Raw genomic sequence first — 14,350 nt, 5'->3', positions numbered from 1 at the left:
CTATTGATGTCTATCACCACAAGAAGAGCGCTGAAGCGCCATCATCCTGGAGACGGTATGCAAGCAATGAGTTATGTACACGGCGCCCACGAGACGCCGTTGATCGGCGAAACGATAGGCGCCTACCTGGACGGCGTCGCCGCCCGCCACGGCCAGCACGACGCCCTGATCGTGGCGCACCAGAACGTGCGCTGGACGTATCTGGAGTTCCAGCAGCGCGTGCACCGCCTGGCTGCCGGCTTGCTGAAGCTGGGCTTGCAGCCGGGCGACCGGGTCGGCATCTGGTCGCAAAACTGCGCCGAATGGGTGCTGACCCAGTTTGCCACGGCGAAAGCCGGTTTGATCATGGTCAACATCAACCCCGCCTACCGCCGTTCGGAACTCGAATACGTGCTCGACAAGGTGCAGTGCAGCGCGCTGATCCTGTCGCCCAGCTTCAAGTCCAGCGACTACCTGGCCATCGTGCAGGACGTGGTGCCGGAAATCGCCCGTTCGCGCGCCGGCGCCCTGCAATCGCCGCGCCTGCCGCAATTGCGCCACGTCATCCGCCTGGGGACGGCCGCCACGCCGGGCATGCATAACTTCGACGCCATGATGGACGGCATCACGGACGCCGACCTGGCGCGCCTGCAAGAAGTGAGCGCCACCGTGCAGTTTGACGACGCCGTCAACATTCAGTTCACTTCCGGCACCACGGGCGCGCCCAAGGGCGCCACCTTGACGCACCACAATATCCTGAACAACGGCTTTTTCATCGGCGAGGCCATGCGCCTGACGCAGCAGGACCGCTTGTGCATCCCCGTGCCCCTGTACCACTGTTTCGGCATGGTGCTGGGCAACCTGGCCTGCGTCACGCATGGCGCGGCCATGGTGTTTCCTGGCGAAGGCTTCGACCCGAAGGCCGTGCTGGAAACGGTGCAGGCCGAGCGCTGCACGGGCTTGCATGGCGTGCCGACCATGTTCATCGCCATCCTCGATCATCCTGATTTCAAGCAATACGATCTGTCGAACTTGCGCACCGGCATCATGGCCGGCTCGCCCTGCCCGATGGAAGTCATGACGAGGGTCATTGAGCTGATGCACATGGCGGAAATCACGATTGCGTATGGCATGACGGAAACATCGCCCGTCAGCTTCCAGACGGCGATCGAAGACCCGCGCGAGATGCGTGTCTCGTCCATCGGCCGCGTCCACCCGCACCTGGAAGTGAAAATCATCGATGCGGAAGGCCGCATCGTGCCGCGCGGCGAAAAGGGCGAGTTGCTCACGCGCGGCTATTCCGTGATGCAGGGCTACTGGGGCGACCCTGAAAAAACAGCCGAAGCCATCGACGCGGCGCGCTGGATGCACACGGGCGACCTGGCCGTCATCGACGAGAACGGCTTTTGCAGCATCGTCGGGCGATCGAAGGATATGGTCATCCGCGGCGGCGAAAACATCTATCCGCGCGAGGTCGAGGAATTCCTGTACCGCCACCCGAGCGTGCTCGACGTGCAATGCGTGGGCGTGCCGGACGCCAGGTACGGCGAAGAACTGTGCGCCTGCATCATCCTGCGCCCGGGCACGCAGGCCACCAGCGAGGATATCCGCGCCTTTTGCGACGGGCAGATCGCCTATTACAAAATTCCCCGCTATGTGCGCTTCGTCGAGGAATTCCCCATGACGGTGACGGGCAAGATACAGAAATATGTATTGCGCAAGCAGGTGGCGACGGACCTGGGACTGAGCGCGGATTAAGTTTTTCGCCGGCACATAAAAAAACACCGGGACGCTCGCGCGGCCCGGTGTTTTTTATTGATATAGCGTAAAGCTCAGGCCATCGCGGCTTGCGGCGCGCGCGCTGGCGTGCGGCGGCGCATGAAGGCCAGCAAGCCCAGGCCTGCCAGCAGCATGGCGTAGGTGCCGGGTTCCGGTACGGCCGACACGTTTACGGTGTTGAAGCCGGAGCCGTTCATCGAGACGTGGCCATAATTGATGGAGCTGACCGAATTGGCGACCAGGGTGCCGTTCATGCTGCCCGAACCCGAGAACGCGCTGTGCGGCGCGAGGATGCTGCCGTTGATGCCAACATTGTTCAGGCTGGTGGTGGTGGCATTGGCAAAGTTGAACAAGGTGCGGTCGGCGAAGGCGCCGAAATTGTCGAAGCCGCCGCTCATGGTGATGTTGGTGGCCGTGCCGTTGATGATGATGCTGGCCGTGCTTTTCAGCGAAGACAGGTCCAGGGTCAGGTTATGCAGATTCGACGCATCGATGTTGAAAATGTTCACGTCGGCGTTGACGTTGCCTACCAGGGTCATGTTGCCGTATTGCGAAATCACGGTACCGTTCGACTGCAGCTTGGCCACATCGCCCGACAGCGTCGTCAATTGTTGCTGGGCTGCCGCAAAGTTCAGGGTGGAGGCATTGCCTTTGCTAATGTTGTCTTTTGGGAACCATTGTGGCGCCGTCAGCGTGGCGTTGGGATTGCTGACGCCATACACGGCCGAACCGCCGAGCGTGCCCCAGCCCGTGTTCAGGTTGCCGCCAGCGACGATGGCGTTGCTGGCGCTGCCTGGCTTCTTGCTCGTGCCGACGTTGTAGTTGTCCAGGTAGATATTGCCGCCAGCGGCAATGCTGCCGCCGACGCTGGTAAAGCCTGTGGCCGAGCTGCTGCCGATGTTGCCGAAGATAAAGGCGGAATAACCATTGGCAACGCCGAGGTCGATCACGGTCGCTTGCGCCGAGGCGCTGAAGGAAAAGGCGAACAGGGCGGCGCTGATGAGCGGCAAGGTACGGGCGGAAAATAATTTCATGGACTATCTCATAGTGAATTGGGGGACGAATCGGGCGGGAAAGCAAGACACCGCCATCGCGCAGGCCGCTATTATAATCTAAAAAACAATGTTAGTTCATTTTAGGTAATTAACTATATTTTAATGCAACATTTTTTCTGCTGCCGAAGCTTGTCTTGCGGACATAAAAAAACCGGGTGACCCCGGTTTTTTGTTGCTTACCTGATACGCTGATACAGGCGGAAGCGCTCTACGTCATCCGTGGGGCGGCGGCCTTCCCACAGCTTGATCCAGTCGGCGCCGTGGTGCTCGGGCAGCTGTTCCCGGTTGTCCGGGATTTTGATGCTGTCTTGCAACAAGAACACATCGCACTGCTGCTGGTCCACATGGGCAAACGGCAGGTGGCCGTAATAGGCGAACGAGGCGCGCTGGGCCGGTCCGACGTTGCTGTTGATGCATTTGCTGCCAGGCGGCAAGTTGACCGAAATCTGGTGCGCCACGCTGGCGTAGCTCTTGCTGTAGTTCAGCTCGGGCAGGAACAGGGTCATGATCAGGACCCAGATCAGTATCAGGCCGCCGGAAGACAGCACCACGGCGCGCCACAGCACGGCAGGCTGGCGCGAGATGCGCCAGTGCACCAGCGCCACCCAGCCCGCGCTGGCGCTGGCGGCGACGAAGAAGGCCACCAGTTCCAGTTCAGGCTTGAATCCCGGCACCAGTTTCAATGCATTGTAGGCCAGGCGCGGCGGCCAGCCTGTCAGCGTGGCGAACCAGAACAGCCACATCACGAGGGCGCAGATGGTCAGCACCATCACGGAGAACCAGTCGATGGCGTTGATGGCGCCCCGTTTCATGGTCAAGAGGCCAAACGCGGCCATCACGGCCAGCGGCGGCAGCAGGGGCAGCAGCTGGCTCGGCTCGGGATCGGGGTGGCACAGGCCCAGGATGGCCAGCATGGCGACAAAGGTCAGCGGCACGACGATGTGCAGCACGTGATGCTGGCGGCGCCAGGCATACACGGCCCAGGCGGCGAACGGCCAGGCGGGCCAGAAGAACCAGATGCCGACGCGGAAGAAATATTGCAGGCTTTTCACGCTGGGCGCGCTGAACTGGCGGAAATTCCACTCCATCCACGCTTGCAGCGGCGAATGGCCGTACGGTTGCAGCAGTTCGCCTGGCAGCAGCCAGACCAGGGTCAGCGCCAGGGCCACGAGCACGGCCAGCGCCAGGTGGCGCACGCTGCGCAGCAGCGGCAGGCGCAGGAACACGCTGCACAGCAGCATGGCGATGCTCAGCGCCGCCGGCGTGATCCAGCCGCGCGTGAGGGTCAGGCCGCCCAGCGCCAGGCCCAGCAGGGCGGCATTGCGCACGGACGGGCCTTCCACGTAGCGCACGGCGCGGTACAGCAGGTAGGCCATCAGGGAAACGTGCAGGGCCTCGGCCGTGATGTCGTGGCTGTGCTGCAGCAGGCCCAGGCAGCCCAGGTAGATGAGCACGGCGGCATCGGCCAGGGTGCGGCCGAAATCGTCGGGTTCGGGCTGGCCGCCGAAGGCCAGGCGCAGCGGCTGGGCGTCATTGCGGCGGCCCAGGTTGAAGGCGGTGTACCAGACGGACAGGGTGCTGACGACGAAAATGCCGATGGTCGACATGCGCGCGCCGAAGACGTCGCCATCGATCCAGCCGAACAGCTTGATGGCGATGGCGCCCAGCCAGAAGGCCAGCGGGCCCTCATCGGGCAGCGACAGGCCGGCCACGTTGGGCCACAGCCAGTCGTTCAGGCCGCCATGGGCCATGGACCACATGATGCCGAAACTGGCGGCGTCATCGTTTTTCCACGGTTCGCGGCCGATCAGGCCAGGCAGGATGTACAGCAGGCCGAGCGCAAACAAGGCCCATCGTGGCAGCGCGAGTGTGGCGGCGGCGGGAAGGCGGACTGGCTTCATCGATAATCGGTATCAGAATGGTGGCAAGACGCGACGAATGGCGTCGGGTATGCGCGAGTATAAAGTAAAGCGGCCAAAGACAAAAAAGGCAGCCGAAGCTGCCTTTTCTCTGGTAGCCGAAGCTGCCCTGCTTTGCCGCAAAGCGGCAAAAATCAGCCTGCTGCGACTGCGGTTTTCGAACCAACCGAACCGAACTTCTGACGGAACTTCTCGACGCGACCAGCGGTATCGACGATTTTGTGCTTGCCCGTGAAGAATGGGTGCGATTCAGCCGAAACCTCGATCTTCACCAGTGGGTATTCTTTACCGTCGTGGGTGATTTTTTCGCGGGTTTGGATGGTCGAGCGGGTAACGAATTTGAAATCGCACGACAGATCGTGGAAAACAACTTCGCGGTATTCTGGATGGGTATCGACTTTCATGGTCTTCTCTCTAGTTTGGTAGCCAAACAGCACTTCGTCGGTCTTCCTGCTTCTTGACCCGATTGCCGATCACTTGCCAGGGTTTAAAATAATGCAACCGTCGATTATATAGCGCTTTCCCATCGCAGGCAATAAAAAAGCCGCTCGAAAGCGGCTTGCACTACGATCCGGCACCGGGGAGCGGGAAACCGTAGCGAGCAGGCCCGATATACGGCCGAGTAGCGCAGCTGTACGAAGGTACAGCGAGCAACACCGGCCGTAGAGCGGGACGCGCAGTAGGTTTACCCGCCCCGGCGCATCATGTCGAAGAATTCGGCGTTGTTTTTGGTCGCCTTCATCTTGTCGAGAATGAACTCCATCGCCTCGATCTCGTCCATCGAGTACAGCAACTTGCGCAAAATCCAGATTTTTTGCAGCTCGTTCGGCTTGATCAGCAGTTCTTCGCGGCGGGTACCCGATTTGTTCAGGTTAATTGCCGGATAGACACGTTTTTCAGCCAGGCGGCGTTCCAGATGCACTTCCATGTTGCCGGTACCCTTGAATTCCTCAAAGATCACGTCATCCATGCGCGAACCCGTTTCGATCAGCGCCGTGGCGATGATGGTCAGCGAACCGCCTTCTTCGATATTGCGCGCGGCGCCGAAGAAGCGTTTTGGACGTTGCAGCGCGTTCGCGTCGACACCGCCGGTCAGCACCTTGCCCGAGGCCGGGATGACGGTGTTGTAGGCGCGCGCCAGGCGGGTGATCGAGTCGAGCAGGATCACCACGTCTTTTTTCATTTCGACCAGGCGCTTGGCTTTTTCCAGCACCATCTCGGCCACTTGCACGTGGCGCGTGGCCGGTTCGTCGAAGGTCGAGGCGACGACTTCGCCGCGCACCGAACGTTGCATTTCGGTAACTTCTTCCGGGCGTTCGTCGATCAGCAGCACGATCAGGGTGATGTCCGGGTGGTTGGCCGTGATCGCATGCGCGATGTGCTGCAGGATCACGGATTTGCCGGACTTCGGCGACGCCACCAGCAAGCCGCGCTGGCCTTTGCCGATCGGGGCGATCAGGTCGATGATGCGGCCGGTGATGTTTTCCTGGCCATTCATTTCACGTTCCAGGCGCAGCGGCTCGTTCGGGTGCAGCGGCGTCAGGTTTTCAAACAGGATGCGGTGTTTCGACATCTCCGGCGATTCGCCGTTGACCTTGTCGACTTTGACCAGTGCGAAATAGCGTTCGCCATCTTTCGGGGTCCGTACCTCGCCCTCGATCGAATCGCCGGTGTGCAGATTGAAGCGGCGGATTTGCGAAGGGGAGATGTAAATGTCGTCGGTGGACGCCATGTAGCTGGCGTCTGGCGAGCGCAGGAAGCCGAAGCCGTCAGGCAGCACTTCCAGGGCGCCGTCGCCGAAAATCTGTTCGCCGGACTTGGCGCGTTTTTTCAGGATAGCGAACATCAGCTCCTGTTTGCGCAAGCGGGCTGCGTTGTCAATGTCAAGACCGATCGCCATCTCAAGCAGGGCGGATACGTGTAAGGCCTTTAGTTCGGATAAATGCATATGTGTTGAGTGTCCCGAGACGGGATGTAAAGGTAGGGGAGGGGACTGCGTGGCGTTGATTAATTATTGGGGAAGCTTGTGCACGAATGGTACGAAAACCGCTTCCCGGTCTATCCAATCAGGCGGCGCTGCGGGCGCAGCGCTGCCTATCATACATTAAATGTTGCTGTCGACGAAAGCGGTCAACTGGCCCTTGGCCATGGCGCCCACTTTTTGCGCAGCCGCGACGCCATCCTTGAACAGGATCAGGGTCGGAATGCCGCGGATGCCGAACTTGGCAGGCACGGCCTGGTTGGCGTCCACGTCCATCTTGGCGATCTGGATGCGGCCGGCGTATTCCTTGGCCACTTCTTCCAGGATAGGCGCGATGGCTTTGCAGGGACCGCACCACTCGGCCCAGAAGTCCACCAGGACGGGCAAGTCGGATTTCAGGACGTCTGCTTCAAAAGATGCATCGCTAATGTGTTTGATATTTTCGCTCATATTTTCCTCAAATGAGGGTGGGATCAATAATGCCTGGAATTAACCATACGCTGGTTCGCCATCCATGCTTCCTGGAATGCAGCTAGCAGATGGGGGCAATGGGCACGACTTCAATGTTCTTGGAAGGTGCGACCAGAGGTATGCAGGCGGGGATGGCTGAAATAATAACCCATTTTTTCAAAGCGTGGCGATTATTGCAGAAAAACTTGAGGCATATCGACCCCGCGCCCGCCGGCAGGGCGGCAAAGCCGCATGCCTGCTCGCTTGCAGCGCCTCCATCCCTGCCCGTCGGGCGGCCGCCGCTATCGTCCTTGCCCGTGCGACAGGCGCGCCGTGTGCTGCAGTTGCATGTTCACCATGAGCTGCAATTCCGCGCTTTCCATCGGCTTGCGGAAGGTGCCTAATATATACAGGCCATTGGCCACGGCCAGGCGTTCGGCTGCCAGGCGCACGGCCGAATGCAGGCCCGACAGCAGGACCACGCCGCCGCGGAAGCCGTTGTCGGCCGCCATGCGCAAAAATTCGATGCCGTCGATGTCGGGCATGGACAGGTCGCAGATGAGCAGGTCGGGCTGATGCTGCTTCAGCGTGGACAGCGCCTGTTCGCTGTGCGACTCGCAGCGGATGTCGAATTGCCCCAGCTGCTCCAGCATGTCGCTGAGCACGTCGAGCATGAAGACGTCGTCGTCGAGCAGCAGCACGCGCAGTGGCGCCAGGCCCGCTTCGCCCTGGGCCAGGGCCTCAGGATGTTGACTGGATACATTATTCATCGTGATGTCCTTCTGTTCCTGGTTTGTATACAGCATCGTGGTCGATGCCGGCGCCTTGCCGCAACGTACTGGCGGTAGCTAATCGTCATTGGCAAAGCTGGTGTTGTTCATGATTTGCTCGGTAATCTGGTCCAGCAGCGGCCACAGGCGCGCGACGATGCGCTGGGCCCGCTCCGCCTCGTCGGCCGGCGCGCCCGGCGGCAGGGTTTCCAGGCTGTGGCACAGTTCCGCCAGGCCCAGCGCACCCACCGTGCGCGCCGACGATTTGATGCGGTGCCCCAGTTCGCGCACCTGGCCCACGTCGCCGCGCGCCAGGGCCGCGTCGATGTCGGCAAAGCCATCCTGCGTCGTCTGCAGGAACTTGAAGGCGAACTTGCGCACCTTTTGCGGGTTGTAGCCCAGCAACTTTGCCAGGATGGACAGGTCGATCACCTGCGGGTCGCCGGCCAGCGTCGTCTTGAAGGCGGGCACGGCGCGGCTGCGCGCCGGCGGCGGCGGCGTCTCGCGCGCCGGCAGCCAGCTGGCGATGGTCTGGTACATCATGGCCGGCTGGATGGGCTTGGAAATGAAGTCGTCCATGCCCGCGTCCAGGCAGCGCACGCGGTCCTCGCTGGTGGCCGTGGCCGTCATGGCCAGCACGCGCAAATGGGCCAGCTGCGGGTCGGCGCGGATGTGGCGCGTGGCCTGCAAGCCATCCATCAGCGGCATCTGCACGTCCATCAGCACGCAGTCGAACTGCGTCTGGCGCAGCAGGTCGAGCGCTTCCTCGCCATTGTTGGCCAGGCAGACGGAGGCGCCCGCTTCTTCCAGCAATTCCAGCGCCACCTGCTGATTAAACGTGTTGTCTTCCACCAGCAGGATGCGCGCATGCTTGAGCGTGCGCATCACCAGGGCCGCGTCGGCGCTGGCGCGCATGGCCGCCGCCGTCTGCACCATGCTGTCGAGCATGGCCGGCGCCGCCTGGTCGGAAATGCCCAGGTTGGCCGTAAACCAGAAGGTGCTGCCGGCGCCCGGGCGGCTGTCGACGCCCACGTCGCCGCCCATCAGCTGGGCCAGCTGCTTGCAGATGGCCAGGCCCAGGCCCGTGCCGCCGTACTCGCGCGTGGTGGAGGTGTCGGCCTGCTGGAAGGACTGGAACAGCTTGCTCATCTCGTCCTGCGACAGGCCGATGCCGTGGTCGCACACTTCAAAGCGCACCAGGCAGTGTTTTGCATCGGCCACCACCTTGTGGACTTTCACGGTGATGCTGCCCTGTTCGCTGAACTTGATGGCGTTATTGGCGTAGTTGATCAGCACCTGCCCCAGGCGCAGCGGGTCGCCCACGAGCACGGCCGGCAATTGCGGGTCGATCTCGAACAGCAGTTCCAGGTTCTTGCCGGCGGCGCGCGGCGCCACCACCGTCATCAGGGTTTGCACGACATGGTCGAAGCTGAAGTTGACGCGTTCGATTTCCAGCTTGCCCGCCTCGATTTTCGAGATGTCGAGGATGTCGTCGATGATGCCCAGCAGATGCTCGCCGGCAAAACGGATCTTTTCCAGGTAATCGCGCTGGCGCGGCTCCAGGTCCGTCTTCAGGGCCAGGTAGGCCATGCCGATCACGCCGTTCATCGGCGTGCGGATCTCATGGCTCATGTTGGCCAGGAATTGTCCCTTCGCCAGGCTGGCCTCTTCGGCCACCTGCTTGGCCTGGTCCAGTTGCTCCGTGCGCTGCGCCACGCGCTCTTCCAGATGTTCATTGAGCTCGCGCAAGGCGCTCTCGCTGCGTTTGTGATACGTGATGTCCGTCAGGCTGGCCACCACCATGCCCACCTTGCCGTATTCATCGCGGATGGCCTCGGTATTTACGGACAGCCACGACAGGCTGCCGTCGGGCTGCTTCACGCCCATCAGCACGTCGCGCATGGCGACACCGGTCGACAGGGTGATGTGCACGGGATGGCTGCGCTGGTCGAAGGCGGAACCGTCCTCGCGGATGGCTTGCCACAGGCTGTTGCCGGCCGGGCTGGCGGCCAGCATGCGCTCGGCGGCCGCATTGCTTTCCAGGATATGCCCGTGGCTGTCCTGCACCACCAGGCCGTTGGTGACGGCGCCGAACACGGACGCCATGCGCTGGCTCGAGTTCGACAGCGCGATCGACGCCTGGCGCCGCTCCGTGATGTCGGTAATCATCGCCAGCGTGCCGCCCGGTTCGCCGTTCTCCGACTGGATGCTGGTGCTCGACAGCAAGCCCCACAGGCTGGACAAGTCCTTGCGGAAGAAGCGGAAGTCGACCTGGTCCGGCTGGCTGGCCAGGCTGCCGTGGCTGGCCAGACGCCGCTGCATCAGCAGCTGGCTGTCGCGGTCCATGAAGTCGAGCATGGGACGGTTCAGCATTTCCTGCACCGTGTAGCCGAGCATGTGCGCCATCTTCGGATTGACGAAAGTGGTCTTGCCGTCCGCATCCGTCATCCAGATGCCCTCGGCCGCCGTCTGCACGATCAGGCGGTAGCGTTCCGAACTGGCGTGCAGGGCTTCCTCGGCGCGCTGGCGCTGCGTCATGTCGCGCAGCGAGACGATGGAAAACACTTGCCCGGCCATGCGCAGCGGCGACAGGCTGACCTTGGCGGGGAAGTGGGTGCCGTCGCGGCGGCGCGCCATCATGACCCTGCCGGGCAGGCTGTGCCGCGCTTGCGGGTCGCCGGCCGGGTGGCTGTCCGTGCTTTCCGGTACCAGTTGCTCCAGCGACATGCCCGTCAGTTCGGCCAGCGGGTAGCCGAAGCAGCGCGCGCCGATCTGGTTGGCGTAGTGCACCTTGCCATCGACATCGGCCACCAGCATGGCTTCGGGTGCCGCTTCGAGCATGGAGCGCATGCGCGACTCCTCGTCGAGCTTGCGCTCGCTGATGTCGCAGACGATGCCGCTGGCCTGGATGGCGGCGCCATCGGAAGCACGCGTCAGCACGGCGCCGCGCGCCAGCAGCCAGCGCCAGTGGCCGTCGCTGTGGCGCAGGCGGAATTCGCAGTTGAAGGTGCCCGGCGCCTGGCCGTCGAAATGCTGGCGGAAGGCTAGGCTCAGCCGTGCGCGGTCATCGCGGTGCACTTCGGCCAGCCAGTCGGCCAGCGTGTGTTCAAGCCGGGCCTGCCGGTCGCCCAGCACGTCCTGGTACAGGGGAGAAAACAGCAGCTGGTCGGACTGGCGTTGCCAGGTCCAGGCGGCCATGGCCGCGCCACGCAAGGCTTGCGGGGCATGCGCTCCGGCAACGCTGTCCGCTGGCGCCTGCGCGCCGTGCAATTGTCGCCGCAGTCGCCAGGCTTGCCAGCATGCCCATCCCGCCAGGGCCGTGGCGCTGGCCGCTGCATACGGCCACAGCAGCACGTGCGCCGCCGCCGGCACGGCCGCCTGCGCCACTGCCGGCAGGGACAAGGGAATGCCGGCCGCGAGCATCGTACGCGCGAGCCTGCGCAACGCAAGGCGCCGGGGGCGTGGTGCGCTGGAACTCGTGTGGCGGCAATACGACAAATGCATCCCTTTCTGGGGCGTGATTGGACTAGGCTGGCAGTACATGACGCGCGCTCAAACAAACGCCTGCGGCGCTTTCTGGCGGCAACTATAGCATCGAATATTTAGTCGGAGTATTTAAGTTCTGAAACAGCCAAAACGGGATTTTTTTTGCCCCGAAATGGCTGTTTTTTTCGCGATCCGGTGAGAATTCGTGAGAAAGTTTGCGCGAAATCGTGCTATTGAATCAGCCGGTTTTTCAGCTGCTCTCAGGAAAAGCTACCGGCGAACTGATAGCGGTGGCCTGGATGCCACATGGTGGCGATCGAGGCGATCCTGCCGCCCGAGCGCGTCTGGCGGCGCAGCACCAGGCAAGGCTGTTTGGTGTCGATGGCCAGCATTTCGGCGATGTCGCGCGGCGCCGACAGCGCCTCGATGCTGTAGCTGGCGCCTTGCAGGGGGGCGGCGGCCATCAGGTATTCGTTCGGCGTGATGCTGGAAAAGTCCTGCGTCATGTAGTCAGGCGCGCACTCGGGATTGACCCAGCGGTCTTCCACCTGGATGGGCACGCCGTTCTCGAAATGCACGATCAGCGAGTGGAACAGCGGGTGCTCGGCGGCCAGGCCGAATTGCTTGCCCAGCAAGTCGGACGCCTTGGTGCGCTCCAGCAGCTGCAGGCTGCTGCGGTGGATATGTCCGCGCGCGCGCACTTCATCGGCGATACTCTTGATTTCCAACAAGGTCGCCTGGTATTTTTGCTGCGCCACATAGGTGCCGGAACCCTGGCGCCGCGTCAATATTTGCTCGCTGGTCAGTTCGCGCACGGCGCGGTTGACCGTCATGCGCGAGACGCCGAATTGTTTCACCAGGGCTTGCTCGGAGGGAATCACGTCGCCTTCCTTCCAGCGCCCGGCAGCGATGCCGGCCAGCAGAAAATCCTTGATGCGCTGGAAAATGGGCGTATTTTCCTGGGTAGTATGATCGTCCAATGCGGTTTCTCCGGGGCGCGGGCAGGGCGCGCCGCCGGCTGGAGGCGCGATGGCCGATTTTAGCACCGAGCGCGATGCCTGCCGCCAGCCTTTTTTTTGAATTCAAAAGCAAGCGCCGGAGTGTGGCGCCGGCCGGCACTGGCTATGCTGGCTGCATACTATTGACCTGCATGGAGTTCGCCATGGAACACGCTTACCTGACTGACGATGAACGCTGGGATGCGCTGCAGCGGCGCGCGCCCGACGCCGACGGCGTCTTTTACTATTCGGTGCGCACGACGGGCGTGTATTGCCGCCCTTCCTGCGCGGCGCGCCCCGCCCTGCGCCGCAATGTGGCTTTCCACGCCAGTTGCGAGCAGGCGGAGGCGGCCGGTTTCCGCCCCTGCCTGCGCTGCAAGCCGAACTTGCCGCCCCTGGCCCAGCGCCAGGCGGCCATCGTGGCCGATATCTGCCGCCTGATCGACGCCAGCGACGAGCTGCCTGACCTGGACAGCCTTGCCCGGGCCGCCGGCATGAGCCGCTTTCACTTTCACCGCGTCTTCAAGGCGCACACGGGCATCACGCCGAAAGCCTACGCGGCGGCGCGGCGCGGCGAGCGCCTGAAGGCCGGCTTGCAGGGCGCGGCGAACGTCACGGAAACGTTGTATGCGGCCGGTTTCAATTCCAGCGGCCGCCTGTATGCGGCCACGCCGGGCTTGCTGGGCATGACGCCGGGCGCATTCCGCGACGGCGGCAGCGGCGCCGTGATCCGCTTCGCCATCGGCGCCTGCTCGCTGGGCGCCATCCTCGTGGCCAGCACGGACAAGGGCATCTGCGCGATTTTGATCGATGACGACCCGGAAGTGCTGCTGCGCGACTTGCAGGACCGTTTCCCCCGCGCCGAACTGCGCGGCGCCGAGCCTGACTATGAACGGACGGTGGCGCAGGTGGTGGGCCTGGTCGAGGCGCCCGCGATCGGCCTGGACTTGCCGCTCGACGTGCGCGGCACCGTGTTCCAGCAGCGCGTGTGGCAAGCATTGCGCGAGATTCCTGCCGGCAGCACGGTCAGCTATGCCGAACTGGCGCGCCGCATCGGCGCCCCGCAAGGCGCGCGCGCCGTGGCGGGCGCCTGCGCCGCCAATGCGCTGGCCGTCGCCATCCCCTGCCACAGGGTGGTGCGCAACGATGGCGCGCTGTCCGGCTACCGCTGGGGCGTGGAGCGCAAGCAGGCGCTGCTCGAACGCGAGGGTGGACGGTGAGGGCGCTCGATTGGCGGCAGATAGAGGATGAGCTGAATCAATACGGCTGCGCCGTCGTGCCGGGCTTGCTGGCTGCGGATGCCTGCACGGCGCTGGCGGCGCAGTATGACGAGGCGTCGCGCTTTCGCAGCCGTGTGGTGATGCAGCGCCATGGTTTTGGCCAGGGCGAGTACCAGTATTTCGCCTATCCGCTGCCCGATGTGGTGGCCGCCTTGCGCGAACAGCTGTACGGGCCGCTGGCGGCGATTGCCAACCGCTGGCACGCCAGCATGGGCCTGGAAACGCGCTTTCCGCCCGGTCACGCCGATTTCCTGGCGCGCTGCCATGCGGCGGGGCAGACGCGCCCCACGCCCTTGCTCTTGCGCTACCGCAAAGGGGACTACAATTGCCTGCACCAGGACCTGTATGGCGAGCACGTGTTTCCGCTGCAGCTGGCCGTGCTGCTGTCGCGCCCGCAAGACGATTTCACGGGCGGCGAGTTCGTGCTGACGGAGCAGCGCCCGCGCATGCAGTCGCGCTTGGAGGTCGTGCCGCTGGCGCAGGGCGACGCCGTGCTCTTTCCCGTGGCGCAGCGGCCTGTCAACGGCACGCGCGGCAGTTACCGCGTCAACATGCGCCATGGCGTGTCGCGCCTGCGCTCGGGCTTGCGCCACACCCTGGGCATCATTTTTCATGATGCGAGCTGAACGGTAGCCGCGGCGCTTGAGTTTCCG

General features: G+C 63.1%; 11 protein-coding genes. 3 read left to right on the top strand and 8 right to left on the bottom strand.

Translation table 11 applies throughout. The features are described 5' to 3' along the window. The first annotated feature begins 57 nt into the window (after nucleotides 1-57). Nucleotides 58-1,737 carry an AMP-binding protein gene (locus AC07VI_RS04725; protein ID WP_086143622.1) on the top strand — a complete coding sequence of 560 codons (1,680 nt, stop codon included), beginning with the start codon at nucleotides 58-60 and terminating at the stop codon, nucleotides 1,735-1,737. A gap of 74 nt (nucleotides 1,738-1,811) precedes the next feature. Here AC07VI_RS04725 and AC07VI_RS04720 read toward each other — a convergent pair whose 3' ends face one another. The 8 genes from AC07VI_RS04720 to hutC all read right to left on the bottom strand — a co-directional run bounded on the left by AC07VI_RS04720 (nucleotide 1,812) and on the right by hutC (nucleotide 12,399). Further along, nucleotides 1,812-2,792, bottom strand: a complete 981-nt coding sequence (locus AC07VI_RS04720) for a choice-of-anchor A family protein (RefSeq protein ID WP_086143623.1) — start codon at nucleotides 2,790-2,792, stop codon at nucleotides 1,812-1,814. Between the two features lie 197 nt (nucleotides 2,793-2,989). Next, nucleotides 2,990-4,714, bottom strand: a complete 1,725-nt coding sequence (locus AC07VI_RS04715; RefSeq protein WP_086143624.1) for an ArnT family glycosyltransferase — start codon at nucleotides 4,712-4,714, stop codon at nucleotides 2,990-2,992. 152 nt (nucleotides 4,715-4,866) lie between these two features. Beyond that, nucleotides 4,867-5,136 (bottom strand): type B 50S ribosomal protein L31, encoded by a 270-nt coding sequence (locus AC07VI_RS04710; protein WP_034746247.1) that lies wholly within the window; start codon nucleotides 5,134-5,136, stop codon nucleotides 4,867-4,869. Between the two features lie 281 nt (nucleotides 5,137-5,417). Beyond that, complete coding sequence (gene rho / locus AC07VI_RS04705) at nucleotides 5,418-6,680, bottom strand: transcription termination factor Rho (RefSeq protein WP_034746249.1); 1,263 nt, start codon at nucleotides 6,678-6,680, stop codon at nucleotides 5,418-5,420. A 156-nt stretch (nucleotides 6,681-6,836) separates the two neighbouring features. Further along, entirely contained in the window at nucleotides 6,837-7,163 is a 327-nt protein-coding gene (gene trxA / locus AC07VI_RS04700; protein WP_077408631.1) for a thioredoxin TrxA, read from the bottom strand. Between the two features lie 302 nt (nucleotides 7,164-7,465). Continuing rightward, entirely contained in the window at nucleotides 7,466-7,933 is a 468-nt protein-coding gene (locus tag AC07VI_RS04695) for a response regulator (RefSeq protein WP_086143963.1), read from the bottom strand. A 78-nt stretch (nucleotides 7,934-8,011) separates the two neighbouring features. Continuing rightward, nucleotides 8,012-11,335 carry a PAS domain S-box protein gene (locus AC07VI_RS04690; protein ID WP_494808775.1) on the bottom strand — a complete coding sequence of 1,108 codons (3,324 nt, stop codon included), beginning with the start codon at nucleotides 11,333-11,335 and terminating at the stop codon, nucleotides 8,012-8,014. A gap of 344 nt (nucleotides 11,336-11,679) precedes the next feature. After that, nucleotides 11,680-12,399: a histidine utilization transcriptional repressor HutC gene (gene hutC, locus AC07VI_RS04685; RefSeq protein WP_099374109.1), complete on the bottom strand. Its 720-nt coding sequence runs from the start codon at nucleotides 12,397-12,399 to the stop codon at nucleotides 11,680-11,682. A 182-nt stretch (nucleotides 12,400-12,581) separates the two neighbouring features. On the opposite strand from hutC, the gene ada reads away from it, so the two are divergent. Continuing rightward, nucleotides 12,582-13,637, top strand: coding sequence for a bifunctional DNA-binding transcriptional regulator/O6-methylguanine-DNA methyltransferase Ada (gene ada, locus AC07VI_RS04680; protein ID WP_099374316.1), 1,056 nt, complete (start codon nucleotides 12,582-12,584; stop codon nucleotides 13,635-13,637). Then, a complete protein-coding gene (locus AC07VI_RS04675) occupies nucleotides 13,634-14,323 on the top strand; it encodes a 2OG-Fe(II) oxygenase (RefSeq protein WP_086143626.1) in 690 nt (229 codons plus the stop codon). The genes ada and AC07VI_RS04675 overlap by 4 nt, the downstream gene beginning before the upstream one ends. Nucleotides 14,324-14,350: the final 27 nt, after the last annotated feature.

It is taken from the genome of Janthinobacterium sp. GW821-FHT03A03 (assembly GCF_059421435.1).
The sequence above is the reverse complement of the archived record's forward strand: the minus strand, read 5'-3'. Positions and strand labels throughout refer to the sequence as shown.